Here is a 25,040-nt window from a genome sequence, read left to right on the forward strand (position 1 = left end):
TGGCGGCCTCAGCGGTTGGCGTCGGAGTGGGTCATGGCGGTGTAGAACAGCCAGGACACCAACAGGATGATCAGGAAGTACACCAGCGAGAAGGCGGCCGCCGGGCCCAGGTCGAATTGACCTACAGCCATCTGGGTCAGCGTCTGACTCAGGAACGTGGTGGCGTTACCCGGCCCGCCGCCGGTGAGGACGAACGGCTCGGTGTAGATCATGAAACTGTCCATAAAGCGCAACATCACCGCGATCAACAGCACGCTTTTCATCTTCGGCAACTGGATATGTCGGAAAACCGCCCAGGGCGATGCACGATCAATCCGCGCGGCCTGGTAGTACACGTCCGGAATCGCCCGTAGGCCTGAGTAGCAGAGCAGCGCCACCAGCGACGTCCAGTGCCATACGTCCATTACCAACACCGTCACCCAGGCGTCCATGGTGTTGGCGGCGTAGTTGTAGCTGATGCCGAGGGCGTTGAGGCTGTAACCCAGCAAACCGATATCGGCGCGGCCGAAAATCTGCCAGATCGTACCCACCACGTTCCACGGGATCAGCAGCGGAATGGCGAGGATGATCAGCACCAGCGACGACCAGCGCCCCTTGGTCGGCATGGTCAGGGCGATGGCGATGCCCAGCGGGATTTCGATCAGCAGCACGCAGGCCGAGTAGATGAACTGGCGCAGCAGCGAGTCATGCAAACGTGGGTCGAGCAGCACCTGCTTGTACCAATCGGCACCGACAAAGTAGCGGCTGGATTGGTCGAAGATGTCCTGCACCGAGTAGTTGACCACGGTCATCATCGGGATCACCGCACTGAACGCCACCAGCAGGAACACCGGCAACACCAGCCACCAGGCCTTGTTGTTCTGCACCTTGTTCATGGCTGCACCTCCAGCAGATAATCGTCGGCGTACACCATCAGCCACTGCGCGGGAAAGCTGATGGAGGCCTGGCCTTCGGGCACCGGTTTGTCTTCGGCCAGGCGCACCTTGAGCACGGCGCCATCCAGATTGAGGGTAATGATCTTGTAGGTGCCGAGGTCTTCCAGGTGTGTGACATCGGCCTGCAGCGCGTCAGGGTTGTGCTCGTCCCACACGTGGATGAATTCCGGGCGGATGCCGACCTGCAATTTCTTGTAATCGGTGTCGGCAATGCGTTGCTGCAAGGCTTCGGACAACGGCAGATGGGTGCCGGCAAAGCGCACCCCGCCCGCCTCGGCCTGCACCTCGATCAGGTTCATCCCGGGGCTGCCGATGAAATAGCCGACAAAGGTGTGGCTCGGCCGTTCAAACAGATCACGGGGCGTGCCAAATTGCACGATCTGCCCGCCGTACATCACCGCGATCTTGTCGGCGAAGGTCGAGGCCTCCAACTGGTCGTGGGTGACGTAGACCATGGTGATGTTGAACTGCTCGTGGATCTGCTTGAGTTTGCGCCGCAGCTTCCACTTGAGGTGCGGGTCGATCACCGTCAGCGGCTCATCGAACAGGATTGCCGACACGTCATCACGTACCAGGCCACGACCCATGGAGACTTTCTGTTTTTCGTCGGCGGTGAGGTTGCGCGCCTTTTTGCTCAGCAGGTTTTGCAGGTCGAGGACTTCGGCAATTTCCTGCACCTTGCTGTGAATCTTCGCCTCGGCCATGCCCTGGTTGCGTAGCGGAAACGCTAGGTTGTCGAACACCGTCATGGTGTCGTACACCACCGGGAACTGGAACACCTGGGCGATGTTGCGTTTTTCCGGGGTGAGGTCGTTGACCACCTTGGTGTCAAACAGCACTTGCCCTTCGGACGGGCTGAGCAGGCCGGAAATGATATTGAGCAACGTCGACTTGCCGCAGCCCGACGGCCCGAGCAAGGCGTAGGCACCGCCCTGCTCCCATACGTGGTTCATTTCCCGAATGGCGTAGTCCTCAGGGCCGCTCGGCGTAGGGCTGTAGCTATGCGCCAGGTTCTGCAAATGGATCTCGGCCATCAGGCGACCCTCGCGACACGGCGCCCGGGAGCCTGGACCAAACGGCGCTGACCATCGAACACAAACAGTTTATGGGTGGGGATGTACACGCGGATCGGCGCGTCGACGTCGTATTCGTGCACCCCCGGCAGATGCAGCACCAGCAGGAAGTGTTCGCTGCGCACATGCAGGAAGGTTTCCGAACCACTGATCTCCGCGACTTCCACGGTCACCGCCAATTCCAGGTCGTCGTCGTTGCTCGGCACCAGGCTGATATGGCTGGGGCGTACGCCGAAACGGAACTCGCCCTCACCAATGGGGCGCAGGTCGACGTTCAGCGGGAAGTGCACGAAATTGGCGAAGCTCACTTCATTGCCACTGATGCGGCCCGGCATCAGGTTGATCGGCGGCTCGGAAAACAGCTCGGCGGCCAGCACCGTCTGCGGCTGGTGATACACCTCGGCGGCCTTGCCGCTCTGGATCACCCGGCCTTCGTGCAGGATAGTGGTGGTGCCACCGAGGGCCAGGGCCTCATTGGGCTCAGTGGTGGCGTAGATGGCAATGGTGTGGCGCGCGGCGAACAGCTCGCGCATTTCCTGACGCAGTTCTTCGCGCAGTTTGTAGTCCAGGTTCACCAGCGGCTCATCGAACAGGATCAACTCGGCATCCTTGACCAGCGCGCGGGCCATGGCCGTGCGTTGCTGCTGGCCGCCGGAGAGTTCCAGCGGGTGGCGCTGGAGGAATTTTTCGATGCGCAGCATCCGGGCGGTTTCCAGCACCTTGCTCTGGATCACCTCGTGGGACACACCGGCCTGGCGCAACGGCGAAGCGATGTTCTCGAACACCGTCATGGTCGGGTAGTTGATGAACTGCTGGTACACCATCGACACGTTGCGCAGGCGCACCGGTTTTTGCGTGACATCCACGCCGTTCATCAGGATGCGACCGCTGTTGGGCTTGTCCAGGCCGGCCATCAGGCGCATCAGGCTGGTCTTGCCGGACAGGGTGCGACCGAGCAGGACGTTGAAGGAACCGGCTTCGAAACGCAGGGTGGCGTCGTCGATCCAGGTCTGGCCTTCGACAACGCGGGAGACATTTTCCAGGGTCAATGACATGACACGACCTTTTTTATTATTGGAATGAATCTGGCAATCAGCTAGAGCGAGTTTCGTGCCAGAACCGTCAGGTGCTTGATCCACAAGGAAATGGCAAGAATTCGATGTTCAGGAGTGAACAGAAATGAACAACCCTGGCTGAACAACTGAACACTCAGGGGGTTGACAATGAACAGTACTGAACAACACTAATTAGGCCCCCGCGCCTGCGGGGCCCCATAAAAACAATAAAAAGCAGAAGGTCGCCCATGGCCGAACCCTTGGCTCACGACACCCTTATCCAGGAATCCTGGCGCCGTTGCCGCGCCTTCGGCCTGGACCACCAGAGCACGCCCAGCTTCGACCAACTCCCCGCCGAGGGCATCAGCCAATTGCTGGAAAGCCAGCACTCGCTGGTGCAGACCACCCATCAGGAAGTGCTGCCCTACTACGAGAACATCCTCAGCAATTCCAATTGCCTGATCATGTTGGCCGACAACCAGGGCCAGGTACTGACCAGTTGGGGCACCCAGCGATTTATCGAGCCCAAGCTGGCGCGCGGTTTCAACCCTGGCGCCAGTTGGATGGAGCGCTCCAGCGGCACCAATGCCATCGGCACCGCGCTGGCGTGTGCCCAGGCCGTGCATATCGAACACGATGAACACTTCCTCAAGGCCAACCGTTTCATGACCGGCTCGGCGGCGCCGATCTTCGATGCCCAACGCGAGATCATCGCGGTGCTGGATGTGTCCAGCGACAGCTACCTGCCACCCTCCCATACCCTGGGCATGGTCAAGATGATGAGCCAGACCGTGGAGAACCGGCTGATCCTCAACCTGTTTCGCGGAGAGCACTTCCAACTGACCTTCAACACTGGCCTGAGCAACCTCGACAGCCAGTGGGCCGGCCTGTTGATTTTTGATGAGAGCGGCCAGGTGCTGTCGGCCAACCGGCGTGCCGACAACCTGCTGGGCATCAGCCTGTCGCGGGTGATGATCGACAGTTTGTTCAAGGTGTCATTGCTGGAGCTGTTGAACCAACCAGAAGGGCTGCCCTTCTCTCTGCAAGCCGCGGGACGCAACCGTTTCCAGTGCTTGCTCAGACGCCCCAAACAGACATCGGTGCAGGCACGGGTGTTCACCGAACCGACGCCACCGAAGCCCGCGCCGATTGGCCTCAAGACCTTGCATTTTGGCGATGTGCGCGTGGAAAAAGCCGTGCGTCAGGCCGAACGTTTACTGGAGAAGGACATTCCGCTGCTGATCCACGGTGAGACCGGCGTGGGCAAGGAAGTGTTCGTCAAAGCCCTGCACCAGGCCAGTTCGCGCAGCCAGAAGGCATTTATCGCGGTGAACTGTGCGGCGATTCCCGCTGAGCTTGTGGAATCGGAACTGTTCGGCTACGAAAAAGGCGCCTTTACCGGCGCCAATCAGAAAGGCAGCATCGGCCTGATCCGCAAGGCCGACAAGGGCACGCTGTTTCTCGATGAGATCGGCGATATGCCCCTGCCAACCCAGGCGCGTCTACTGCGGGTGCTACAGGAACGTTGCGTGCAACCGGTCGGCAGCAGCGAGTTGTTCCCGGTGGATTTGCGCATCATCTCGGCCACCAACCGCGCACTGCGGGACTTGGTGCAGGCCGGGCGTTTCCGTGAGGACTTGTACTACCGCATCGGCGGCCTGACCCTGGAACTGCCGCCGTTGCGCGAACGCACCGATAAGCAGGCACTGTTCCAGCAACTGTGGCAGCAACACCGCGAGCCGACTCAATGGGCGGGCCTGAGCGCCGAAGTGCTGGCGCTGTTCGAGCAGCATCCGTGGCCGGGGAACCTGCGTCAGGTGAGCAGCGTGTTGCAGGTGGCACTGGCCATGGCTGAAGAACAGCCGATCCGTGCAGAGCACCTGCCGGATGATTTTTTTGTGGACTTGAAGGTGGAGCCGCCGCTGCCCACCAGTGAATATCTGGATGACAACATCGACCTGAACCAGCGCTTGAAGGCGGCGGGCGGCAACATCTCCCACCTGGCGCGGGAGCTGGGGGTGAGCCGCAACACCTTGTACAAGCGCCTGCGCCAGCACGAAAGCTAGCGCGGCTTCACCACCACCAACAGGTCAGTGAAGTACTCCACCTGGATCGGCAGGTTGTCCGCCAGTGACGACAGCGCCGCCGCCGTGTCATCCAGCTTGAACACGCCGGACACCCGCAAGTTTTGCAGGGCCAGGGGATCGAAGCGCAGCATGCCGTGGCGGTAGCTGGCGAGGGTTTGCAGCACCTCGCTCAGGGGTTGGTCGTTGACCTTGAGCAGGCCACGCGTCCAGGCGTCCGGGTCGCTGTTGCCGATGGATTGCGGCGGCTGGGCGCGACCGTGGTCGAGGACCGAACGCTGGCCGGCGGTGACCTTCACACCGTCACTGGCATCACCTTGGACCGCGACGGTGGACTCGATCACCGTGACCACCGTGGTGCCGTCTGCCGCACGCTTGACCAGATAACGCGTGCCCAATGCCGTCGCCGTGCCCTGGTCTGTTTGCACCACAAAGGGCCGTTGCGCATCCTTGGCCACGTCCACCCAGAGTTCGCCTTGCAGCAGTTCGATGACCCGTTGATGGCCGTCGAACTTCACGTCCACCGCCGAATTGCTGTTGAGCTGCAACTGGCTGCCGTCTTCGAGGGCGATCTGGCGGCGCTCGCCAACGCCGGTGCGTTGGTCGGCCATCCAGACTGGCAGATGTTGCAAGCCCAGCCAGCCGCACAAGACTACGCCAAGCAAACCCACCACTTGCGCACCGCGCGGACGTCGCGGGGCGAATGCGCGGTTCAGGGCCATGCGTGCGGGTTTGGCCGGCAGCGTATCGAGGCTGCCCCAGAGTGCGCCCATGCGTTCGATGGCCACGGCGTGGCGCGGGTCGGCCGACCGCCAGGCGTTGAACGCCTGGCGGTCGGCTTCGTTGACGTTTTCATCGTGCAGGCGGGTCAGCCACTGCGCCGCTTGCTGGATGATCTGTTCGGAACTCATGCCAGCGGGTCTGCCGGGTGCAGGCTGTGATAACAGTGCACCAAGGCGCTGGAGATATAGTTTTTGACGGTGCTGGAGGACACGTCCAGGCGCGTGGCGATTTCGCTGTAGGTCAGCCCATCGAGGCGACTCAAGAGAAACGCTTCGCGCGCCTTGGCCGGCAATCCGGCGAGCATTTCGGCGATGCGCTCCAGGGCTTGCAGTGCCACATGAATGGCCGCCGGGTCGGGCATGCCGGCGTCCTCGCATTGGATCACCAGGGCTTCCATGTAGGCTTTTTCGATGCGACGACGACGGGCGCCATCGATCAGCAACCGCCCTGCCGTGGTGGCCAGGAACGCGCGCGGCTCTTTGATCTGTTGGGGTTCGGCCAGCATCAAGACGCGAATGAACGCGTCATGGGCAAGGTCGGCAGCATGTTGGGAACACCCGAGTTTCTTGCGCAGCCAGCCATGCAACCAACCGTGGTGCTCGCTGTACATCGCCGTGAGGGTCTGCTGCCGGACGGAGTCGCCCAGCGCGGCCGGAATGTCATGCATGCGCAAAAAGATCTCAAATGGGAAGAGTTACCAATTGCGCAGACAATGCCAGTAAATCGGGGTTTGGGCAAGGGCTCAGCGCCAGCTCCAAGAGACGCCGGTGTAGATGCCACGGCCATCCGCAGGCGTGGAACGCGCGACATCCAGGCCTTTATCGTCATACCCCGGCGTGACGGTATTGGCATAACGACGGTTGGTGAGGTTGCGCAGATCGACCCAGGCTTGCCAATCCTGCTGGGGGGCGTCGTAGCCGAAGGTGGCGCCGAGAAGGGTGTAGGACGCGGCGTAGTAGGAGTTGGCGTAGTCCACCGCCACTTTTGATGAATGCTCGGTGTTGATGCTGGTGTAGAAACCGGTCGGATGGCTGTAGCGTACTTGCGCCTGATAGTAGTGCTTGGGGATGCCCGGCAAGGTGTTGTCGCCGAAACGGTCGTCATCACGGTAATGGAAGTCACTGAAGGTGTAGGCCTGGCGCAGAGTGAGCTGGCCGTTGCGGCCGCCCTCCCACAACGGGCTCAGCAGGCTCAACTCCACGCCCTGGTGAATCGTCGGGCTGGCATTGTTTTCGGCGACGATGGCGTTGCTGGTCGACGTCTGGGCCTGGGTTTCCACGGTGAGCAATTCGTGGCGCACTTCGGAGCGGTACAGCGCCAGGTCCCACTGGCCGAGCCATGCTTCACCACGTCCGCCGATTTCCAGGGTGGTGGCGGTCTGGTTTTTCAGGCTCACGCCTTCACGCTGCAGGCCGGTGGCCGCTCCACTGCCTGCCGGGAAGTATTTGTTGGAACCCCAGATCATCGACCACGCATGCGGCGGCTCGACCGAACGGCTCAGGTTGCCATACACCTGCAGTTGCGGCGTGAAGTCATAACGCAAGCCGACACGCGGCGCATAGTCCCAGTCATGTTGGCTGAGCGGCGCCTGGCCCTCAGGATAGGTAACTTGGGTTTCGCGACGGGTATAGATCGCCGCCAGGCCGGTGGTCAGCCACAGGTCCGGAACCAGTTCGAGGTCGTTGCCGATATGCAGCACAGTATCGGAGCCCAGGTAGCTGTAGTCACGGGTCTTGGTGCCAGGCGCGTAGCCAGCGGTGTTGCCGGCCGGCGTGCGCACGTATTCCGAGGCGCCGTTGTTGGGCATCGCCTGGGTAGTGCGCAGGCCGACGGTGGTTTTGCTGTCGTGGCCGAACAGCGTGTCCTGGCGAATGTAATTGAAGGTGCTGCTGATATCGGTATAGGCGACTTTCAGGCGATTGGTGCCTTCGCGCAGGTCCATCGGGTAGTCGTGGTACGCCAGGCCGACTTCGACCCGGGAGCTGTCATCCAGTTGCAAGGTGGTTTTGTTGGCGATCCAGGTCGACCCCGGTTGCAGGCGCTTGGAATCGCGGGCGGCGTTGAGGCTGTTGGCCGCGCGTGGGTCGTGGCTGATCTGGCTGCGCGTGAGTTTGCCGGGGGTGTCGTTGGTGGTTTCGCGGTAGCGGAAGTAGAAGCGGGTTTCCAGGTCCGGGTTGAACCGGTAGCCGAAGTTCGCGGCCACGCCCTTGCCGGTGGCGGCACTCTGCCGTTGGTAGCCGTCGGACTCGGAGTCGGTGAGGCTGATGTAGTAGTCGGCATCCCCTAGCACCTGGCCCGAGCTGATTTCGCGCTGGACATAACCTTTGCTACCCGCTTCATAGCGCAGTTGCAGCTTGGGCGCGTCGTAGCCGGTACGCGTCACGTAGTTGACGGCGCCACCGAGGGCCAAGGCACCCTGGTCAAAACCGTTGGCGCCCCGCAGCACCTCGACGCGGCTTTGCCACAACGGGTCTTTGAGTTCATAAGGTGTACCGCCGGGGCCGGTCAGCGGCAGGCCGTCGAACATTTCGTACAGGCCGGAGGCATGGGAACCGGGACTGCGGTTCAGGCCCGACCCGCGAATCGAGAGTTTCACCCCTTCGTTGTTCGCCGCCTTGGCGTACACCCCGGCCTGGTACTTGAACACGTCTTCGTTGGTGCTCACCCGCCCCTGCTGCACGCTGTTCATGTCGATGTAATTGGTGCCGCCGGGCACGCTCTTGAGCTGCGCCTCGGCCACTTCACCGGCGCTGGCTTCGCTGCTGGTGACTTCGACTGGGGCCAATTGCAGGTCTTCGGCATGCACCAGTGAGCTAAACGTCAGGGCGGCAAACAGCAACGGAGGGTGGCGCAACAGCATCGGGCAGGTCCTTGGAATTCGGGGGGCACGTGGTGGGAAGGCTGGGACGCCCGCCAGGTCACTCCTTATTAACGGACCAGACCCTTCTGACAACAGTTTCGGATCGGGATTCTTTGCTAAGTCCGAAATCGAATTACCACATGCAAACTCAGTATTTAAAGAAATAACCGCCACGCATTACTGTGGAGTCACTGAGTCACCCACGCCCCCCGAGATCGCCCCCATGCAAGTATCCGCCACCGTCATCGACTTCACTCTGCACCGTAAACGCCGCCAGGCGCGTGCAGCGGCCGAGTTGATGTGGGCGATGTACGCAGCGCGTGCCGGGCTGGCGGTGTTTACCGCTCAAGCCGCCTCGTCCAGCGATACCCGCCGGGCGTAAGGCCGATGAATTTCCTGCACGTGATTCCCGAACCACCTGAACCGCTGCCCAAGCCCTCCACTGACGACGATGTGATCAGCCAGTGCGTCGCCCACAACCTGCAACGCCTACGCAGTAAACGCCATTTGTCCCTGGATGGATTGGCGCGCGCCTGTGGCGTGAGTCGGGCGATGCTGGCGCAAATCGAATCCGGGCGTAGCGTGCCGTCGATCAAGGTGCTGTGCAAAATTGCCAAGGGTTTGAAGGTGTCGGTGGCGGCGTTTCTGGAGGACCGCGCGTTTGAGGGGGTGGAGGTGCTGCCGGCGCAACAGAGCAAGCGCCTGGTCAGTGCCGATGGTGCGTTTATCAGCCGAGCGTTGTTCCCCTACGATACGGCGCGCCAGTCAGAGTTCTACGAGATCCGCCTGCGGGCGCTGGGCGAGGAGATTTCCGAAGGCCACGGGCCCGGCATCCAGGAAAACCTGGTGGTGGCCCAAGGGGTGCTGGAGGTCAGGGTCAACGATGAGCGCTACCTCCTTGCTACCGGCGACTCGATTCTGTTCTACGCTGATCAGCCTCACCGCTACCGCAACCCGGCAGACAGCGAGGCGGTGGCCTTCCTGGTGATCACTTACCCCGAGCGCCTGGACTGAAATGCAAAACGCCCCGAATCATCGGGGCGTTTTTTAGTGCGCCGGACCTATCAGCAGGTGCAGCACATCATCGGCATGCCGTTGCAGCTCATCATCATCGGCATGGCGCAGTCGTTCATCATTTTGTTCATCAGCATGCAGCAGTTTTTCATCATGTCCATGCTCATGCCCGGCATTGGCATCATTTTGCACATCATGCTGTCACCCATCAGGGTGCATTCCATCACGCACTTCATCATCGGCATTTGCATGCCCATCATCGGCATCATGTTCATGCCAGTCATCATGGCCATGGCATCGGCCGACATGCACACCATCGACATGTTGGCGCACTGCATCATCATCGGCATGCCGCAGTTCATCATCATCGCCATCATTTCGGCGTTGGTCTTGAACTGAGCCATGTCCATGCCGGCGGCCGGCTTCATGGTGCACATCATGGCGTCCGCGGCCATTTCGCATTTCATGGTGGCCATCATCATCGGCATGCCCATCATCGGCATCATTGGCATGGCGGTGTTCATTGGCATCTGCATGGCATTCATCATCTTCGAAACTCCGTAATCGACAGGAAATGAGTAAGTTCTGGCGCCGATTCTAAAGCCGGAGAACGGCGGCGCAAGACGGCGGCAGAGCAGCAGGAATGGGCGTTCGGAGGGAAGCTTAGTTGAATAAAACAGTGACATTGGATGTGATAGCTGACCATTGGACGTTATTGCATCCAGTGTGTTTGTTAACCGAGCCAAAACGACGTCATGGATATTCCTCCCAGGAATGTCGACCAACGTTATGGAAATAAACGATCTAACAGGACACGCTTAACGTTCAGGTCGCATGAGCATTTGCATCAATTCATCGGCTTCCGACCCTGGCGTAAGCCTGAAACCCTCCATTTCATCTGTCGCCAGAATCTCGCGCAATGCATCGAGCAACTGCGCCTCGGTCGGCGAATCACGCAGGAGTTTGTGCGCAGGCAACAACAGTTCGGCGCAGACACCCTGAACACTCGCCGCATCGATCACGGCAAACAGGATAAAGCGCAGGCGTATTTCTCTTTCAGTAGGCCAAACCGTTTTTCGCTTACCCATGGTAAAGGCCTCATATTTCAGAAAAATCCGAGGCTATTGATGACAGAGGGGTGTTTCAAGCATTGGGCGCCAAGATAGGCCGATTCCTACGCGGGAAAGGGAAACACCGCACCTTTATGCTGATGCTGCGCCGTTTATTGCACCGGCAGGAAGTTCATCAGCAACAAACTCTGCGCATAGTTCAAACCGATACGCCGGTAGCGTTCATCGAGCATCTGGGTCAGCAGGTCGAGGCGCGCGACGATCTTGCCGAACTCCACCGCAAAACTGAGGTTGCTGCCCTCCTCCGAAATCTCGTTGGAAAACAGCAGCAGCACGCCATTCGCGTCCTGGCGCTTGCTCAGCAACCAGGTGGCCTTCTCGATATTGCGCGCGGCATTGCTGACGAACTGCGGGTTGATCGAATCAGTGATGTAAAACTCGGTACGCCCGCCGTGGGCGGTCACGATCATGCTGCCGATGGCATAGATGAAGGCGCCGACCCGATCGCCTTTGAATTCAGGGCTCAAGGAATAGCTCAGCGCCGCCAGGTCACGACGCTCCCCAAGGGCCGGTAGCGCGCGACGTTGCTCGATGGCCTGGCGAATCTCCCGCGCCGCCGTCACCGCGTCCGGGTACCCCGACTGCCGCCACTGGCTGGGATTACGCAGATAGAGCTTGTTCATCAGCAAATACAGGCTTTGCAGGTTGTCGCGCATGCCCAGCGTCGCCATGCGATCGACACTGGTCTGAAAAAACTCATCGGGCTTGCCATTACTGAACTGCTTGGCGATATCCCGACCCTGTTGCTGGCTGCAACCACTGGCACAGAGCATCAACAAGGCCGCCAGCAGCATTGGCTGGCGCATCCGTCGGAAGTTGAAACAAGGAAACGTGCGATCCATCGGCACCCGGTCAGATTCATCTGCCCACGCGGGGGATCGGCGGGGCTGGGACAAGGATAGAGCGGAGAAATCCAGAAAAGTGCAGTAGGCGGGGGTAGATAGTTGTAACTGGAGACCGTTTGGCAGATGAATAAGCTTGATTCTGAATAATTCTTTTGAGGATCTATACTCAAGGCAACCGCAGTACATAAAGGTGACGGCAATGAAACATCCAATTCGTGCACAAATGGTTGTTCAGATGATTTGCCTGCTTTCGGTGGCCCAGCTTTTTTGCTGAGCGGCGGATCACCGTTTTAATACTCAGCTGTCGTTGCGGCGGTGGAAGGTATTGCCAACGACGCACCCGAATCTGGCCCGGCATCGGAATACCGGACCAGAACGTGCAGCTACAGCAAGACAGTGGCCAACATGCCCAGGGCGCCCAGGCAAAACCCGATCAATGCGCCTCGTCCGGGAAGTTCCTGGAACAGCGCCCAGATCACGATCGGCTCCAGCAACAATAACGAGGTCACGGAAACCACCGTGACCACCCAGATATCACCCACCGCCAAATACCCAAGCCAGTAAGCCCCCAACAGACAAAGCCCCGCGACGCACATCACTACCACCGGCATGATGAACGCCTGCCATGAGCCGTCATTGGCTTGCGCCAACCTGGCGGTTACCACCTCACTGTAGATTGCACAAAACTCACCAACGATCATCAAGCCTAGAGCAGAAACTCCGAGTAATTCTTTGGACATATCAAAAACTCCTTCGTATTCAACGCACTGTTTTTCAACTCCCAGCGGGCAATGCCACTGCCGAGGGTGTCGTCGCAGAGATACGAAGCAGCCTTGAACAGGCCTGAATTGCCGAAGTGCTTTTGCATGCTCATGTCCTTATATTGGGGGTGAGTCTCGGCGCCTCGATAAAGCGCTGGTTCTGATCATACGGTTGGCCGGCGGTTTTGAACACTCGGGGCACAATTGGCATGAACGGCATTAAAAATTTGCAATCCTCCTAGCCGCCTTTCGTGATGATCGGGCTATGATCGGCCCATCTGAACCGGATGCCCTATGCCCCATGCCCGTTGACCTGCAAGCCCTTTATCCCAAACTGATCCACTTGATGCTGGATACGGTCTTCGTCGTCGACAGCGATAACCAGATTGTCTTCGTAAGTGATGCCTGCGAGGCACTGCTCGGTTACCGCGCCCAAGAGCTCACCGGCACCCTGATCACCGACTACATGCACCCTGAAGACCTGGCGCGCACCCGCGCCTCCATTGTGCGGGTCATGAATGGCCAACCCCATGTCGACTTCCGCAATCGTTACCTGCGCAAGGATGGCAGCGTCGTGCACATCCTGTGGGCGGCCTTCTGGTCCAAGGACGTCGGTGCGCGGATCGGTGTCGCGCGCGACGTGACGGCGCTCACCCAGGCCGAGGAAGAACTACGTTTCCTTGCTCATCATGATCCGCTGACGGCCCTTACCAATCGCTCGCTGTTCAATGATCGGCTGGACCAGGCCCTGCATGCTGCGCGGCGTCACAACCACACGCTCGCGTTGCTGTTTCTGGACATCAATGACTTCAAGGGCATCAACGATGTGCACGGGCATGCCATGGGCGATCGCGTCCTTTGCGTGATCGCCCGACGACTGGAGCGCTGCGTACGCGAGAGCGACCTGGTGGCGCGGATGGGCGGGGATGAATTCACGGTGCTGATCACGGACATCCAGTCGCAGGACGCAGTAGCCGGGAAAGTGGCGCAGATCCTGGCGGTCATGGCTGAGCCGTTGGGCGCTGAGTTTGGCGGGGTGAAGATGCCGTCCTGCAGCGTTGGCGTGGCGTTTTATCCGGGGGATGGGGAGGATGCGGATACGCTGCTGAGTCATGCGGATGGGGAGATGTATCGGGTGAAACGGTTGCGCTGTAACTGACCGACACCAAGCAAATGCCCCGACAGGTCAGGGCATTTTCAAGCCTTACGCGACTCACCAGAGCTTCTTGGACCAAGAAGCACTCGCGGTGGGTCTGCCTGCATTACTTGGCTTGGCGCAGCACAAGCTCCGACAGACGAGTCTTCACCCGGAAGCAGAATTCACGAATTTGAAATTGATAGGCGGGCATGACCATATAGTTCAAATCAGGACCCAATGAGTCTTTGATTTCCATGTATTTAGCGGTCTTGGCAGCAATGGCTTGGTATTCCGCCTCGTATTTAACGTAGGACGGCTTGTTGTAAACCTTCAGAACATCCAGCTCTTTACGGCATTGCTCAGCACGACTGGTTTCAGACTCTGGCTGAGCGGCCTCTGGAGAGGTATGGGCTGGAACGTCAGCAACAGGGGCAGCCTCATACCGCACGGTGTAATTGGCAGACGACGCAGGTGCGACTTCAGGTGGTACTTCATGGACGACGGCGGGGGGCGGAGTCACTTCAGTTTTTTCTGGAGTTTTCGTAGCGCATCCCGCGAGGGCAAGTCCTACCACTACAACGATGCCACACATTTTATCCATCGGTTTCACCAAGAAGTAATTATGGTTGGCTGAGTCGTAAGGTTCTGGGTAAAAGCAATAGCTCACTCAATGTTCGAGTGTAGATTTTCTACCAGACTCAAGGCGCTCAGCCTCTCTTCCTTGAGCGCACAGACGGGTAATAATAGTAAAAAAACAAAGAGATGACGAGGAAAAGCTAAACGGAAGGTACTCCATAGCAACGGCCCGGAATGGGGCCGTTGTGATGTTGGCCATTAAGACTTGACCCAATCCAAGTCTACCGCCCCCTGAATACCGTCAACCCTGCCCTTGCTGCTGTGCTGCCACCACTCCCAGCTTTTACCTTTGGCGCTCCAGGTTTCAGGCACTGTGGGCTGAGCCACTTCCCAATGGGCAATCCACAGCGGGCACTCACTGAAATCGTACTTGCGCCAGGCCACGTGGTTACTCCAGATGCTGGGAGAGGCGTAAATATGCGGGTATGCCCCCTCCAGCAGCGATACCCTGACCAGCGTCACCAACTGAAACAGGGCATCGGCCATCTGATCCGGGCTGGCACCTTCGTTGCGATTGGTCTCGACATCAATCACCAGCCTATCCCGCCCGGCTTTGAACGCCACCTCGGCCAAACGCCCCTTGATGTTGTTCAGCTGCTCGCACGGCGTACTGCTCAAGGCACGGAAATAATGATAGACCCCGGCTTTCAAACCGTTTGCCTGCATGCCTTGGAAGTTCGTGACAAATTTTGGATCGGTGTAGTCTCCACCCTCCGTCATTTTGGCGATTGCATGGGTGATGCCCGCCTTCGCAACGCGGCTCCAGTCAATATCGCCCTGCCAGCGCGACACATCGATGCCCCGCGCATTTTCGTTTTTTATCGGTTCGTTGCAATTCATCTGTGCGTTCCTGCAATGGATGTCGGGTCAATTCTTTCATCGACATACATCGGCAATGCACTATGGGAATACCGCACCCGGTGATAACGAAATGACAGGCAAAAAAAATCCCGCAAAGCCTCTGGCTCGCGGGATTTCTTTATCTGTTTGGCGGGAAACCAGGCCGACAAAGGCTTATCATTCGAACATTTCATGCTGAATCAGGTTGCACTAGGAGGATTCAATGGCCCGAGGTAGATAGGGCTGAAGCCGATATTCGGTTGCGAATACAGTTTCATATTCAGTCATGGCATCCGAGCAAATCGCGTCAGAAACGGGGGTACAGACTGGGGTATGCAGCAGCATTTGTCGTTTGGCGGAGGAAAATTCGAACCTGTCATATTGTCGAAGGTGGCAGCTCGTCTTCACGCAATAACTAAACACTCGTCAAAGCCCGGTGCTGCAGTCCCCTCGTCTGCCCTCTGAAGCCCCCACAACCAGCGCTGGCTACTTTGTCTTAATGCTACCCAAAAAATTGATGGCAAACGAATCACGCTCCTGATGGTGACACATGGCGAAATGCTTGCTGCCTGCGTTATTCTGACAAAACAAGGGGCCTTTGCGCCCATGATTTCAGCGGCAACCGAGAGCTGCAATTAAAGTCGAGAAGACCATTCCCGCGCTTGTATTCCCGCCACTGCTGTGACGCATCGACGGGGCAGATAGGTGCCTGCCGGAAGATATTGGCGAAGTATCTGAGTATAAGAATTTTATGGTAGCTCTGACTGAGTAGCGCAGCGCGTCGGACTCTTTAATTCAACCTTGTCAAAATGGCTATGCGCAAATTCGGGAAAGCCGTAAGCCCTTAAAAGGAATTGAGATGTTCAAAAGGATCAAAGCGTTTTTCATCAGCGAAAAAGTATCTGTCGACGTGCCGCCGCCCGAGCCCGCCACTCCGGGACATCAATACGCCTCGGACCAACCGATTGTCACCCGCGCCGACGACCGTTTCAATCGTGCACCTTTTGCCACACGCATGGCCGATACAATTGCAACACGAGTAGATCCTGCGAGCATCGTCATTGGACTCTATGGACCGTGGGGAGACGGCAAAACATCCGTACTGGAAATGATGGAGGAGGCGCTGAAAGCCTACCCAGATGTAATCTGCGTGAAATTTAATCCCTGGCACTTTCAGTCTGAAGACCAACTACTCCGTGGCTTTTTCGCAACACTCGCAGGGGCTTTAAATCAGTCGCTTCCCAATTTTAAAGAGCGTGCAGGCGACGCACTACAGCAATACGGCTCTTTGCTGTCGCTCGGCTCACTAACAGTTGCCGGAGTGCTTCAAATCAACCCTGGAGATGCTGCAAAGGGGCTAGGGGAATCGCTATCAGCGGTCAAATTGGAAGAGCTGAAGCAGAGGATAGAATCGATTCTTGAGAAATGTGGCAAACGCGTGGTCACATTTATTGATGACATAGACCGTCTAGATCGCAACGAAACCCATGCAATATTCAAGCTGGTGAAATTGTCAGCAAGCTTTCGTCATACCTCTTACGTACTGGCCTTCGATGATGCCGTCGTATCCGCGGCATTGGGCGAACGCTATGGCCAAGGCGGCGAGCGCGCGGGCCGTGCATTTCTTGAGAAAATCATTCAAGTTCCGCTCCACCTTCCCCCAGCTGATGAGAAAAGCCTGCGCAACCTGACGTTTGAAGGGGTACAGGCAGCTTTGGATCAGGCTGAAATCCCACTCACCCAATCAATGGCAGATACGTTTGGACGGCATTTTGTTGATGGCCTCGAACCGCGCCTCACTACACCGCGCCTTGGGAAATTGTATGCCAACGCGTTGACCTTTGCGCTTCCATTGCTCAAGGGTGAAGTCGACATTGTGGATCTCATGTTAATTGAGGGTATACGTATATTTTACCCTAACTTGTATGCCGAAATCCGCAGCAATCCTGATTTGCTCTTGAAGCAAGCTCAAGCTCAGAACCAAAACGCATTCGCGCAAGCACCTCAAGAAAGCCCCCTCGACACCTTACTTATCCGTAGTTTGCCTGAGGCCACTCAGCAAGAACGCCTGCGTGTCAGAAGAGGGCTGCTTGAGCCGCTCTTCCCTCGCATAGGCCGCATGGGTTACGGCAGCGAATGGGATCAAACATGGGCGCGAAAGCAAAAAGCCTGCTCAAGCGAATATTTCGCACGCTACTTCACGTACGGTATTCCTCACGGGGACGTGGGGGATGCTGCGATTCATTCGCTGCTGGAAAGTCTCACACGGGCCAATGACGCTGAGCGAATTGAACTCCTCACGGACTTTTCGTCGCGCGGAGCCTTTCCAAAACTTGTTCAAAAACTTCGTGCACACGCTGAAGAAATATCAGAAGAGCAGGCATACGCACTGATGGTCACGCTTTCTGCCAATGCAACCCTGATGCCCCGAGAGCGCGGGCCAATGGTGATAGGCGGTACCATCATGCAAGGGGGCATGCTGGTATCTGAATTACTGAGGCGGATACCTGATCCTGACGCCCGACAACGTGCCGCAGAAGAAGTAATCGAGGCCGCTAATCCGCTAGGATTTGGAATGGAATGCTGTCGATGGATTCATCACCATGAAGGACGCCATGAAGACGAGCGCGTTTTTTCTGATGCCATTGAGGAGATCTTAAACCAACGTCTGGCTCACAAAATTTGCAATGCTGACAGCGAACGCCCCCTCTTTGTTTCTGACCCCAAAGACATGCCGAGTCTTTACTGGCTTTGGAATAAACATCTTGGAAATACGTCTGTACGAAAAGCACTCACTGCTCACTTCGAAGCGGATCCAATTGGTGTCGACACTTTTCTGGAGTGCTTTGTTGGTGAGGGTTGGTTTGTAGAGTCAGGGCTGCCTGTCAGGTCTGACTTTGAAAGGCGCAGCTACGATTCTGTCGCGGACCTAATAACGCCAGAGTTGATCGCAGAGAACCTGCGAACCCGTTACGGTAACGCATTGCGCGATCCGGTGTATCACCCGGAAGAACATTTACCGCCTGCTTTGAAAACAGCCCATCAATTTATGTACATCCACCAGCAGGTATTGAATGACCCAAAGCAAAACGATCCCACTCCCTCATCCGGCGCAAAGTAAGTGCCGAATCTTGACGCGCTGACTTAGGCAACTTGAGGCCAAACGGATCTATGGACTGGATGTTAGAAAAGTGCACGCGATATCTCTACGTGCTTGAGCTCGCGAACGGTAAATTCTATGTGGGACAATCCAAAGATCCAGACAAGCGCATCCGCAAACATTTCAATGGGAGCGGTTCAGCGTGGACACGCCTACATCCGCCGGTGAAAGAACTGACGCGAAGTCGCCTTGAGTACGTGGATTACCGAATGGGTGAACTGGCAGAAAACGAATTAGTTCTACAGTTGATGCACCAGCATGGCTATCAAAATGTGCGCGGAGGATTCTTTTCCAACACCAACGTTGAGCACGTTGAAAAAGGGCTCATCAGCCATGGCTACGGTTTAATACTTTCGGCTGCTACATCTTCAGAATGCCTCGCAAACACGGAATGTATCCTCGTCCCCAGCCTGCCAAGCAACCCAAGCGTGCTTGAAACCGTGACTCAAACATCGAGTCCGACGAAGCAAAACACCGAGTATTTCCTGTTTGTTCTGACGCTGGAGGATGACTGCTACTACGTTGGCTACAGCAGCAAGCCCGATGTGCGAATCAAACGCTACTTTTCCGGCAAAGGCGCAACCTGGACAGCGCTTCACAAGCCCATCGGAGTGTTGACCACTCGTTCACTAGGCCTCCTGTGCGAATCTGACGCCGCTGCCAAGGCTGCCGATGCCACGCTATCCATGATGAAGCTGTTCGGTTGGCGCAACGTGCGTGGTGCGGCCTGGAAGTCGGTGGATCCTGACATAACTTTTAAACAGCTTAGAACCTATGGTTACGTGCCTTCGAACTAGGCTGGCAGGATAACAAACGCCACAATCTGGCACTCCGTAGCTAGAAACGAGAATGTCAGCAGCTTCGAGCAGAGCGGCAACTTCGACGAGGTCAACCACGGAGAAATTGGCAGGACGTTGCCAGATCGTGACCTGCGTGCCACCCTTATATTTATTCATGCTCAAGGTGTTTGCCAGTTCTGAACGTAGCCAAGAAATTCGCCATGTGACCTACGCCTAGTACGCCAACTATCTATGTCAGCTAGCTTATCCCTAGTCTGAGCGGTTGTGACCACCAGGCGCCTCTTGGCACGCGAGATCCCCACGAAGAACGTACAGCGGACTTCATGGGTGTCCTTGCCCCAATAGGCCTCCTCCTCCACACCGTGCAAAATCACCGAATCAAACTCCAGGCCCTTGCTCTTGTGGACAGTCAGAATCCGGATCGACTGATCATCGGACAGTTGGGCGAGCGCCTTGAGCAAGTCAGGCTCTTGGCCGAGTGCTGCATCGATGTGCTTCTTGATATCGCGGATGATCTCCTTAAAACGATCACGCGACTCGTAATCATGGGAAAGGCTCGTCAGCAGGCTCACGCCCACCATGGACAGAAACTCTTTGAGTAACGTCCACCTCTGAGCATAGTTTTTTGCGGCAAGGTCCTCGGCAGCAGTCTTGCGTGCCTCCTTGATGAACCTGTTCCAATCGTTTCGAACGGAACCGCCATGTTCGCCATCATCTGCGGGAATGATCCGCCGCAATAACCTCGTCCAAGCTTTCGGTTCGCGCGAACCATAGAGGCACAGCAGAAAGTCCACGACGACCAAGGCAGCTCTCTGAGCGCGTGAAGACCTTCTAGGAAATCCTTGAAGACCGCATGAACCAAGTGCTGGGGATCGCAGCATGATCAGCAACCACCTAAGCCTGGTCGAGGCACTACGGCCAGCATCGGACGAACTTGCAGCAGCGGTTGACCAGTACCTGGCGGCCGGCGGCAAGATCGAAGTAGCTGAGCCCATCGGCTACTAGCCAAAGCCCATCACCTACAGTAACCAGATGCCGCCGGCGCCAAACCGTTCGTTCGGCGGCGTGTTGAGCCTATCGAGCCGCCGCCCCCTACCCCGCTTGAGATTCGGCAGGAGCAGCGCCGCAAGCGTGTTGATCTGGTGATGCAGCTCGCACGCACTCACACCCAGTCCGAAGTCATCGATGCCACGGGCATTGGCCGGCGCACGCTGCTCGCCATGTCGAAAGAGTTCGACTTCAAGTTCAAGCGATCCGCCCAGGGCGGCCACAACAGTCCCGAGCGAAAGAAGGCCTTGGCTGAGCGCGATGCAGTGCTGGTCGAGCGGATCAAGGCTTACAAAGAGCTTGGCATCAGTCAGCGACGGGTATGCGTAAAGCTCCACATCACCAGCGGCACACTCAAGCGGATACTCGAAACCCACTCAATCGACTATCCCATGTCTGCTGCAGGTGGTAACCGATGCGCCGCATAGCCCGCACCCAGCAACGCAAACGTCAAACCTGGCTCGCACTGCCGGCCAGCGGAATAGAAGAGGTAGGCCATGGCCAAGACTGTGCAGGAACGATCTGCCAAGGCAGCGCAGAAGCGGCTTGCCGTCGCCGAGAAGGAATTACGGCACAAAGTCAGACCGGGTATCGAGCAGGCTATGGAACGGATCCGGCTGCGCGGCCAAGTACCGATCATCAGCGAGGTCCTGCAGATCGCTATGATGAAGATGGACTTGATGGGCGACGACGAACTCGCGGCCTTTTTGGCTTATCCGCGCCACGAAATCGTGATTAGCGAAAACGTGGCGCGGATGTTTCGGATCGAGAGCCTGGCAGAACTAAATCGAGATCCGGGCGATGAAGTAATACCTCCCGCCCGCTAAATTTATCAAATCGTTTCATATGGTCTGGATGTCGAAAAATCAGACTCCGTACCTATCAACGGCACATAGACTTCACTGATCGGTACATTCGGAAATTCCGTGACTTCGAAAATACTGTACCGAGGAGAGTCCATCACATCAAATAAACTAGGACCCCATTGCGTCACCTGTAGTATATGCAACGCAGCACACGCATTCAGCACGTGTTCCAGTGTGGACCTGTGAAAGTTTGATTCACGATCGTGTTTTACTGCATTGTAAGCATCGTACCAGGTTAATGACGAAGTAGGGGCAGTGCCGTCCCATGAAACGTATGGAGAAAAGCTACAATGTGGGTAGTCCTTCAATCGTGCCTTGTAACTTCCGAGCCGGAGGGGCGCCTTCAGTAAAAAGTAGTCTTTTGTGGTATGTCGAGTAACTTGTTTGCTCGGGTAATTCAGGTCATATATTGGCTTCCAATTGGCCTCAATCTCCGTACAAAGCAATATAAGCAACTCTCTGAGCTTATGACTGAAAACCCCATAATTCGGTTGGTCAGGCTCCACAAACCTGAAAACCTCACTAACCTCCTTGAACAGACTTTCAGACGCTACCACCGAGCCCATGAACGAGCGGCCATAGACTAGTTGCGGATTTAGTACATCATATTGATCAAGAAACGGATTACCTCGGTGCCCTCTCCATATGCGAGGCAAGAACTCGCCGGCGTCGAGCAACACCTTTTTGAAATCTGCAGGAGTCAAATGCTTTTGATCACTTAGCAATGGCGAAAGATAATTTAGGAGAGTTGCCTCGTCTCTGAGTTTATCTGCCCCTCCTAAATCATCTATCGTGTGAAGGGAGATGGAGTGAGCGCCATAGGACACATCCTTCTTCACAATCTGAACGCCGTCCGTTTGGACTGTTACCCACGCCAGGCCTTCGACCCCACGGTCATAAACGTACCTATTTCCAATCATTCGCGCCTCCCCGTGACCCGGCCTCATGCCGGGCCGAACACAAATACCCCATTTCAACGAATCACACCAGCTGGCGAGGCTACCATGGCCTGTTTGGCGATCTGCCATTTTTTACCATCCAGGTTAAAAATTCATTTCCCCTAGGCGCAATAAAAAGAGCATCGTCCGTCTTTGTTATAAGCTCCCTGACAACCAAAAAATCTATAAATGGGGTCATCTCCCATTCATTAAGATGCGGAGCGAAACGCTCTTTGTAGGCCTGCCACTCTCTCACAGCTTCATCATTTGGAAAGCCAGCGACTCCTCGTTCGTTCAGCAGTTGAAGCAATTGAATCTGCCCACCAAAAATAACCGAATACGTATTTTCAAATAACCACAACACCCGCCAGTTCGCGTCGGTCATGACAAGATACTGGATTTGCTCAGTTTGATTTTTGTTAAGAATCTCACCCTGTATTAAACCTAATGCAACCGCAAAGGTACTTGGGTAATCACCACTATGGGCATGCTGAAGTTTCTCTTCGTCTCTAAGTGACGGCTGCACAAGTGGAGGTTGCGGATCAACCTCAACACCAGTCGCCCCCACTTTTTTAATTCGAGGAAGAATGCTTTTTATTTCACTGCTGAAGCAATAAACACTGACGATGAAGATTATTAAAGTCGCGTGCGGCCAGCCCAGACCGCCCCAGATTGTGGCAAATAGGTGTTGAAACCATTCCCATACTGCCACTACGCCCGCGATAAATAACGACCAGTTACCACTGGCTTCAGTTGCACTATTCAATAGCCCCCCCATTCCCGGCCCCATGCCAGCCTTAAAGCAATAGCCCACATGCTCAAATTACGCCACCGCCCGGGCATGGCCCGGCAAGGACTCCCCATGCCTACAGAAAACCGAAACCACCCTGAAGACCACTCCGCTATCGAACGCCTGCACCAGAACTATGTGGGCAAGATCGAGCGCTTCTCCGATGAGCTGATGACCTTTCAGGATGCGGCATACGCCATGGGATTGGATCGCGGAAAGAAGCTCGCCAGCAAGCCCGGCGTAACGCTCCAGGCTGACCGCTCCAACCGCGTGTACGTGGCCGGACCCATGACTGGTATCGCCGACTTCAACTACCCGGCCTTCAACACCGTGGCCGACCAGCTTCGCGCCCAGGGGTTCGAAGTCGAGAACCCGGCAGACCACGGCATCGTCGAGGGTGCCCAGTGGACGGACTACATGGCCTACAACCTCACCCGCCTGGGGCTGTGCGGCGTTATCGCCTTGCTACCGGACTGGGAGAAATCGCAAGGCGCCAAGCTGGAAGTCCAGATCGCCGAACGCCTCGGCATGACGGTTGTGAATGCCGCCGATCTGATTACGAGGGAGGCTGCAACCCATGCCTGATTTCAGAAGGAAGCGCGACGGCGCGCTGTACTCCACGAACCAGAAAGTCTGCCGTCGGCCGGGTTGGGACCACTGGGGCGACTGCTACCACCTGGTGCCGATCTGGGAAGGACGAAGCCACTACAAAACTGTCGAGGCGTTCAATCGCGAATACCTCACCCTTGCAGGAGAGAAGCCGTGAGCGAAGTAGAGCGGTACTGGATCGAACCAAGCCGATTGATTCAGGAAGGCTGGCACCAGGACGACACCTGCGTTGTGAAAGACTGGGCATACGACCTAGTTGTCGCCGAGCGTGACGCCCTGCAACAGCGCCTGACCGCAGCGGATGAGCAGATTGATCTGCTCACCCCTTGCCATACCGAACAGCCCGAAGGTAAGCGGGAGCGTTTCGAGAAATGGGTGATGGCGACCAAGCACCCGGTATACGGCTTCCTCGATGGCCGATCCCTGGCGCGTGGTGATGATCGAACCGGTTACGCCGATGAGTACGTGCAGGGTCTGTGGGTTGCGTATCTGGCGTTCGGCGCCGAGCAGCCCGCGCCGGTAGCGGTCGAAACCGTAATTCACGGAAGCAAACTCGACGAATACGATTCGGTACTCGACGCACTCGATCCTGAAAGCGTTTGCCCATATCTGTCGAATGGCGAGGTTTCTGAACTGGTATCGGCCGTTCGAACGTTTCAGGTCGGGCAAATCACAAGGGCCGCGCCGGTAGCGGTGGTGCTGCCCGAACGGTCAGCCCAGGACTACGCCATTGAGCATGCCGAGTACATGGCCAAGTCGGCCGATGACGTTATGGCGAAGTTCCAGGCGTATGGGCTTGCCCTACTGGCCGTCGATGAAGGCGGTGACGATGGCGAAAGTGAGCTGCTGGAGAATATCGACTCCGCCCGCGGCGACCTCCAGGAATCATTGGTTGAGCTGCGCAGCATGGTTTACGAGTTCCGCAAGCGTGCCGCCAAATCCCGGTAGGAGTACATCCGTACTCCACCCGCAAAACCTGTAACCCCTCCCCCTTCAAAGTCAGCCGCTATAGCGGCAAGGACGAGTGCGCCATTGACTGACCATTCAATACTCAAAGAGCTGGCCCAAATGCTTAACGTGCGAAAAAACAAAAATTATTCTGTGTTTCTATCTACAGGTCTTTGTGTAGACAAGTTTTCAAACCAAATAGAATTTTTACTAGAAGGAGACTTTAGAAAAATCTTAAAGGAAAGAGATTCAACTATCAGATTCAGAACAACGTTTAACAGGATAAGCCAGAACACCCAGGACCCACCCAAATCAAAAATCCAAAGCACACCAATAATCGTATACATATTTAATGCATTTCCAGCCCCATGCTTTAGATACCAGTCTGTAGGCGTCCCCCATAAATAGCGTTTATCTGGCATATCTTCTGCGATCAAATTGGCAAACAGGGCGGTTAAAACCAAAGGAAAAATAAATGTAGGCGACGATATAGCTATCGCCAAAATAATTAACTTAGACACATCGATAGATATGAACGCTTCAGGCTCATACTTATAAAAAATCAAAAACCCAGGAGCAATAAACGAAAAAAAGAAAATTGCCAAATTCGCCGACAATGAGATATTCAACTTTTTCAGATCACCAATTTCCACTTTCTGAAAGCTCCATTTATAAAAAATTAAGCCTAACAAAGTCCGGTTTGAAATAGAACTACTCATGCCAAGCCT

The 25,040-nt window shown here is 56.5% G+C and carries 29 protein-coding genes; 11 read left to right on the forward strand and 18 right to left on the reverse strand.

Translation table 11 applies throughout. The features are described from left to right. Window positions 1–8: 8 nt before the first annotated feature. Genes HX812_RS02310 through HX812_RS02320 form a run of 3 tightly spaced genes read right to left on the reverse strand, consistent with a single transcriptional unit; the run spans window position 9 to window position 3,063 of the window. Window positions 9–875 (reverse strand): carbohydrate ABC transporter permease, encoded by an 867-nt coding sequence (locus tag HX812_RS02310; protein WP_010209674.1) that lies wholly within the window; start codon window positions 873–875, stop codon window positions 9–11. Next, window positions 872–1,969 (reverse strand): ABC transporter ATP-binding protein, encoded by a 1,098-nt coding sequence (locus HX812_RS02315; protein WP_038843655.1) that lies wholly within the window; start codon window positions 1,967–1,969, stop codon window positions 872–874. Before HX812_RS02315 ends, HX812_RS02310 begins: the two co-directional genes overlap by 4 nt. Continuing rightward, window positions 1,969–3,063, reverse strand: coding sequence for an ABC transporter ATP-binding protein (locus HX812_RS02320; RefSeq protein WP_038843658.1), 1,095 nt, complete (start codon window positions 3,061–3,063; stop codon window positions 1,969–1,971). Before HX812_RS02320 ends, HX812_RS02315 begins: the two co-directional genes overlap by 1 nt. A gap of 248 nt (window positions 3,064–3,311) precedes the next feature. Here HX812_RS02320 and HX812_RS02325 point away from each other — a divergent pair, with 248 nt between their 5' ends. After that, window positions 3,312–5,129: a sigma-54-dependent Fis family transcriptional regulator gene (locus HX812_RS02325; RefSeq protein ID WP_038843661.1), complete on the forward strand. Its 1,818-nt coding sequence runs from the start codon at window positions 3,312–3,314 to the stop codon at window positions 5,127–5,129. Here HX812_RS02325 and HX812_RS02330 read toward each other — a convergent pair. The 3 genes from HX812_RS02330 to HX812_RS02340 all read right to left on the reverse strand — a co-directional run bounded on the left by HX812_RS02330 (window position 5,126) and on the right by HX812_RS02340 (window position 8,790). Further along, window positions 5,126–6,058 (reverse strand): FecR family protein, encoded by a 933-nt coding sequence (locus HX812_RS02330; RefSeq protein WP_038843664.1) that lies wholly within the window; start codon window positions 6,056–6,058, stop codon window positions 5,126–5,128. The two genes, HX812_RS02325 and HX812_RS02330, sit on opposite strands and share 4 nt — an antisense overlap. Next, window positions 6,055–6,597, reverse strand: coding sequence for a sigma-70 family RNA polymerase sigma factor (locus HX812_RS02335; RefSeq protein ID WP_038843667.1), 543 nt, complete (start codon window positions 6,595–6,597; stop codon window positions 6,055–6,057). Before HX812_RS02335 ends, HX812_RS02330 begins: the two co-directional genes overlap by 4 nt. A gap of 75 nt (window positions 6,598–6,672) precedes the next feature. Then, window positions 6,673–8,790 carry a TonB-dependent receptor domain-containing protein gene (locus tag HX812_RS02340; RefSeq protein ID WP_038843670.1) on the reverse strand — a complete coding sequence of 706 codons (2,118 nt, stop codon included), beginning with the start codon at window positions 8,788–8,790 and terminating at the stop codon, window positions 6,673–6,675. Between the two features lie 223 nt (window positions 8,791–9,013). Between HX812_RS02340 and HX812_RS02345 the strand changes: the two genes are divergently transcribed. Together HX812_RS02345 and HX812_RS02350 are read left to right on the forward strand one after the other, a co-directional pair. Further along, window positions 9,014–9,172, forward strand: a complete 159-nt coding sequence (locus HX812_RS02345) for a hypothetical protein (RefSeq protein ID WP_177077981.1) — start codon at window positions 9,014–9,016, stop codon at window positions 9,170–9,172. A 5-nt stretch (window positions 9,173–9,177) separates the two neighbouring features. After that, entirely contained in the window at window positions 9,178–9,804 is a 627-nt protein-coding gene (locus tag HX812_RS02350) for a helix-turn-helix domain-containing protein (RefSeq protein ID WP_038843672.1), read from the forward strand. A 50-nt stretch (window positions 9,805–9,854) separates the two neighbouring features. Here HX812_RS02350 and HX812_RS32050 read toward each other — a convergent pair whose 3' ends face one another. The 5 genes from HX812_RS32050 to HX812_RS02375 all read right to left on the reverse strand — a co-directional run bounded on the left by HX812_RS32050 (window position 9,855) and on the right by HX812_RS02375 (window position 12,647). After that, window positions 9,855–10,352 (reverse strand): hypothetical protein, encoded by a 498-nt coding sequence (locus tag HX812_RS32050; protein WP_080642349.1) that lies wholly within the window; start codon window positions 10,350–10,352, stop codon window positions 9,855–9,857. A gap of 270 nt (window positions 10,353–10,622) precedes the next feature. Next, on the reverse strand, window positions 10,623–10,892 hold the full coding sequence (locus tag HX812_RS02360) for a hypothetical protein (RefSeq protein ID WP_038843675.1): 270 nt from the start codon (window positions 10,890–10,892) through the stop codon (window positions 10,623–10,625). A gap of 134 nt (window positions 10,893–11,026) precedes the next feature. Further along, a complete protein-coding gene (locus tag HX812_RS02365) occupies window positions 11,027–11,740 on the reverse strand; it encodes a hypothetical protein (protein ID WP_152514696.1) in 714 nt (237 codons plus the stop codon). Between the two features lie 422 nt (window positions 11,741–12,162). Continuing rightward, the gene (locus tag HX812_RS02370) at window positions 12,163–12,480 is read right to left on the reverse strand and encodes a hypothetical protein (RefSeq protein WP_038843679.1); all 318 of its coding nucleotides are present in this window, start codon (window positions 12,478–12,480) and stop codon (window positions 12,163–12,165) included. A 5-nt stretch (window positions 12,481–12,485) separates the two neighbouring features. Next, window positions 12,486–12,647, reverse strand: coding sequence for a hypothetical protein (locus tag HX812_RS02375; protein WP_177077983.1), 162 nt, complete (start codon window positions 12,645–12,647; stop codon window positions 12,486–12,488). Between the two features lie 194 nt (window positions 12,648–12,841). On the opposite strand from HX812_RS02375, the gene HX812_RS02380 reads away from it, so the two are divergent. Then, window positions 12,842–13,699 (forward strand): sensor domain-containing diguanylate cyclase, encoded by an 858-nt coding sequence (locus HX812_RS02380; protein WP_038843682.1) that lies wholly within the window; start codon window positions 12,842–12,844, stop codon window positions 13,697–13,699. 103 nt (window positions 13,700–13,802) lie between these two features. Here HX812_RS02380 and HX812_RS32055 read toward each other — a convergent pair whose 3' ends face one another. After that, on the reverse strand, window positions 13,803–14,279 hold the full coding sequence (locus tag HX812_RS32055; protein ID WP_235165401.1) for a hypothetical protein: 477 nt from the start codon (window positions 14,277–14,279) through the stop codon (window positions 13,803–13,805). A gap of 233 nt (window positions 14,280–14,512) precedes the next feature. Then, entirely contained in the window at window positions 14,513–15,154 is a 642-nt protein-coding gene (locus tag HX812_RS02390) for a glycoside hydrolase family 25 protein (protein ID WP_038843683.1), read from the reverse strand. A gap of 859 nt (window positions 15,155–16,013) precedes the next feature. Between HX812_RS02390 and HX812_RS02395 the strand changes: the two genes are divergently transcribed. Next, window positions 16,014–18,275 (forward strand): P-loop NTPase fold protein, encoded by a 2,262-nt coding sequence (locus HX812_RS02395; RefSeq protein WP_050572388.1) that lies wholly within the window; start codon window positions 16,014–16,016, stop codon window positions 18,273–18,275. Between the two features lie 50 nt (window positions 18,276–18,325). After that, on the forward strand, window positions 18,326–19,111 hold the full coding sequence (locus tag HX812_RS02400) for a GIY-YIG nuclease family protein (protein ID WP_038843686.1): 786 nt from the start codon (window positions 18,326–18,328) through the stop codon (window positions 19,109–19,111). Window positions 19,112–19,272: 161 nt separating this feature from the next. On the opposite strand, the gene HX812_RS02405 is transcribed toward HX812_RS02400, so the two are convergent. Then, window positions 19,273–19,908: a 3'-5' exonuclease gene (locus HX812_RS02405; RefSeq protein ID WP_235165405.1), complete on the reverse strand. Its 636-nt coding sequence runs from the start codon at window positions 19,906–19,908 to the stop codon at window positions 19,273–19,275. 85 nt (window positions 19,909–19,993) lie between these two features. On the opposite strand from HX812_RS02405, the gene HX812_RS32060 reads away from it, so the two are divergent. Next, entirely contained in the window at window positions 19,994–20,119 is a 126-nt protein-coding gene (locus HX812_RS32060; RefSeq protein ID WP_256353706.1) for a hypothetical protein, read from the forward strand. Between the two features lie 14 nt (window positions 20,120–20,133). On the opposite strand, the gene HX812_RS32065 is transcribed toward HX812_RS32060, so the two are convergent. Next, the gene (locus HX812_RS32065) at window positions 20,134–20,538 is read right to left on the reverse strand and encodes a hypothetical protein (RefSeq protein ID WP_235165402.1); all 405 of its coding nucleotides are present in this window, start codon (window positions 20,536–20,538) and stop codon (window positions 20,134–20,136) included. 120 nt (window positions 20,539–20,658) lie between these two features. Here HX812_RS32065 and HX812_RS02415 point away from each other — a divergent pair, with 120 nt between their 5' ends. Beyond that, window positions 20,659–20,988 carry a hypothetical protein gene (locus tag HX812_RS02415; protein WP_038843687.1) on the forward strand — a complete coding sequence of 110 codons (330 nt, stop codon included), beginning with the start codon at window positions 20,659–20,661 and terminating at the stop codon, window positions 20,986–20,988. A 5-nt stretch (window positions 20,989–20,993) separates the two neighbouring features. Here HX812_RS02415 and HX812_RS02420 read toward each other — a convergent pair whose 3' ends face one another. Both HX812_RS02420 and HX812_RS02425 read right to left on the reverse strand, forming a co-directional pair. Beyond that, a complete protein-coding gene (locus tag HX812_RS02420; protein WP_152514692.1) occupies window positions 20,994–22,055 on the reverse strand; it encodes a hypothetical protein in 1,062 nt (353 codons plus the stop codon). After that, entirely contained in the window at window positions 22,027–22,743 is a 717-nt protein-coding gene (locus HX812_RS02425; protein WP_038843689.1) for a hypothetical protein, read from the reverse strand. Before HX812_RS02425 ends, HX812_RS02420 begins: the two co-directional genes overlap by 29 nt. Window positions 22,744–22,827: 84 nt before the next feature. On the opposite strand from HX812_RS02425, the gene HX812_RS02430 reads away from it, so the two are divergent. The 3 genes from HX812_RS02430 to HX812_RS02440 are packed head-to-tail and all read left to right on the forward strand — an operon-like array spanning window position 22,828 to window position 24,312. Next, window positions 22,828–23,340: a DUF4406 domain-containing protein gene (locus tag HX812_RS02430; protein ID WP_235165403.1), complete on the forward strand. Its 513-nt coding sequence runs from the start codon at window positions 22,828–22,830 to the stop codon at window positions 23,338–23,340. Continuing rightward, window positions 23,333–23,521, forward strand: a complete 189-nt coding sequence (locus tag HX812_RS02435) for a hypothetical protein (protein ID WP_038843692.1) — start codon at window positions 23,333–23,335, stop codon at window positions 23,519–23,521. The genes HX812_RS02430 and HX812_RS02435 overlap by 8 nt, the downstream gene beginning before the upstream one ends. Next, window positions 23,518–24,312 carry a hypothetical protein gene (locus HX812_RS02440; RefSeq protein ID WP_050572390.1) on the forward strand — a complete coding sequence of 265 codons (795 nt, stop codon included), beginning with the start codon at window positions 23,518–23,520 and terminating at the stop codon, window positions 24,310–24,312. Before HX812_RS02435 ends, HX812_RS02440 begins: the two co-directional genes overlap by 4 nt. A gap of 146 nt (window positions 24,313–24,458) precedes the next feature. Here HX812_RS02440 and HX812_RS02445 read toward each other — a convergent pair whose 3' ends face one another. After that, window positions 24,459–25,031 (reverse strand): hypothetical protein, encoded by a 573-nt coding sequence (locus tag HX812_RS02445; protein WP_152514694.1) that lies wholly within the window; start codon window positions 25,029–25,031, stop codon window positions 24,459–24,461. Between the last annotated feature and the right edge of the window lie 9 nt (window positions 25,032–25,040).

This window comes from Pseudomonas sp. IPO3749, from assembly GCF_013386605.1.
In the GTDB taxonomy this organism is placed as follows: Bacteria; Pseudomonadota; Gammaproteobacteria; order Pseudomonadales; family Pseudomonadaceae; genus Aquipseudomonas; species Aquipseudomonas azotoformans_A.

Coding starts and splice junctions, on each gene's coding strand:
- HX812_RS02415 (WP_038843687.1), top strand. CDS start 20,659: ATGGCCAAGACTGTGCAGGAACGATCTGCCAAGGCAGCGCAGAAGCGG.
- HX812_RS02345 (WP_177077981.1), top strand. CDS start 9,014: ATGCAAGTATCCGCCACCGTCATCGACTTCACTCTGCACCGTAAACGC.
- HX812_RS32050 (WP_080642349.1), bottom strand. CDS start 10,352: ATGATGAATGCCATGCAGATGCCAATGAACACCGCCATGCCAATGATG.
- HX812_RS02370 (WP_038843679.1), bottom strand. CDS start 12,480: ATGATCGTTGGTGAGTTTTGTGCAATCTACAGTGAGGTGGTAACCGCC.
- HX812_RS02360 (WP_038843675.1), bottom strand. CDS start 10,892: ATGGGTAAGCGAAAAACGGTTTGGCCTACTGAAAGAGAAATACGCCTG.
- HX812_RS02390 (WP_038843683.1), bottom strand. CDS start 15,154: ATGAATTGCAACGAACCGATAAAAAACGAAAATGCGCGGGGCATCGAT.
- HX812_RS02350 (WP_038843672.1), top strand. CDS start 9,178: ATGAATTTCCTGCACGTGATTCCCGAACCACCTGAACCGCTGCCCAAG.
- HX812_RS32055 (WP_235165401.1), bottom strand. CDS start 14,279: ATGGATAAAATGTGTGGCATCGTTGTAGTGGTAGGACTTGCCCTCGCG.
- HX812_RS02445 (WP_152514694.1), bottom strand. CDS start 25,031: ATGAGTAGTTCTATTTCAAACCGGACTTTGTTAGGCTTAATTTTTTAT.
- HX812_RS02430 (WP_235165403.1), top strand. CDS start 22,828: ATGCCTACAGAAAACCGAAACCACCCTGAAGACCACTCCGCTATCGAA.
- HX812_RS32060 (WP_256353706.1), top strand. CDS start 19,994: ATGATCAGCAACCACCTAAGCCTGGTCGAGGCACTACGGCCAGCATCG.
- HX812_RS02400 (WP_038843686.1), top strand. CDS start 18,326: ATGGACTGGATGTTAGAAAAGTGCACGCGATATCTCTACGTGCTTGAG.
- HX812_RS02420 (WP_152514692.1), bottom strand. CDS start 22,055: ATGGCAGATCGCCAAACAGGCCATGGTAGCCTCGCCAGCTGGTGTGAT.
- HX812_RS02435 (WP_038843692.1), top strand. CDS start 23,333: ATGCCTGATTTCAGAAGGAAGCGCGACGGCGCGCTGTACTCCACGAAC.
- HX812_RS02315 (WP_038843655.1), bottom strand. CDS start 1,969: ATGGCCGAGATCCATTTGCAGAACCTGGCGCATAGCTACAGCCCTACG.
- HX812_RS02310 (WP_010209674.1), bottom strand. CDS start 875: ATGAACAAGGTGCAGAACAACAAGGCCTGGTGGCTGGTGTTGCCGGTG.
- HX812_RS02365 (WP_152514696.1), bottom strand. CDS start 11,740: ATGCGCCAGCCAATGCTGCTGGCGGCCTTGTTGATGCTCTGTGCCAGT.
- HX812_RS02320 (WP_038843658.1), bottom strand. CDS start 3,063: ATGTCATTGACCCTGGAAAATGTCTCCCGCGTTGTCGAAGGCCAGACC.
- HX812_RS02425 (WP_038843689.1), bottom strand. CDS start 22,743: ATGGGGGGGCTATTGAATAGTGCAACTGAAGCCAGTGGTAACTGGTCG.
- HX812_RS02325 (WP_038843661.1), top strand. CDS start 3,312: ATGGCCGAACCCTTGGCTCACGACACCCTTATCCAGGAATCCTGGCGC.
- HX812_RS02380 (WP_038843682.1), top strand. CDS start 12,842: ATGCCCGTTGACCTGCAAGCCCTTTATCCCAAACTGATCCACTTGATG.
- HX812_RS02340 (WP_038843670.1), bottom strand. CDS start 8,790: ATGCTGTTGCGCCACCCTCCGTTGCTGTTTGCCGCCCTGACGTTTAGC.
- HX812_RS02330 (WP_038843664.1), bottom strand. CDS start 6,058: ATGAGTTCCGAACAGATCATCCAGCAAGCGGCGCAGTGGCTGACCCGC.
- HX812_RS02335 (WP_038843667.1), bottom strand. CDS start 6,597: ATGCATGACATTCCGGCCGCGCTGGGCGACTCCGTCCGGCAGCAGACC.
- HX812_RS02375 (WP_177077983.1), bottom strand. CDS start 12,647: ATGCAAAAGCACTTCGGCAATTCAGGCCTGTTCAAGGCTGCTTCGTAT.
- HX812_RS02395 (WP_050572388.1), top strand. CDS start 16,014: ATGTTCAAAAGGATCAAAGCGTTTTTCATCAGCGAAAAAGTATCTGTC.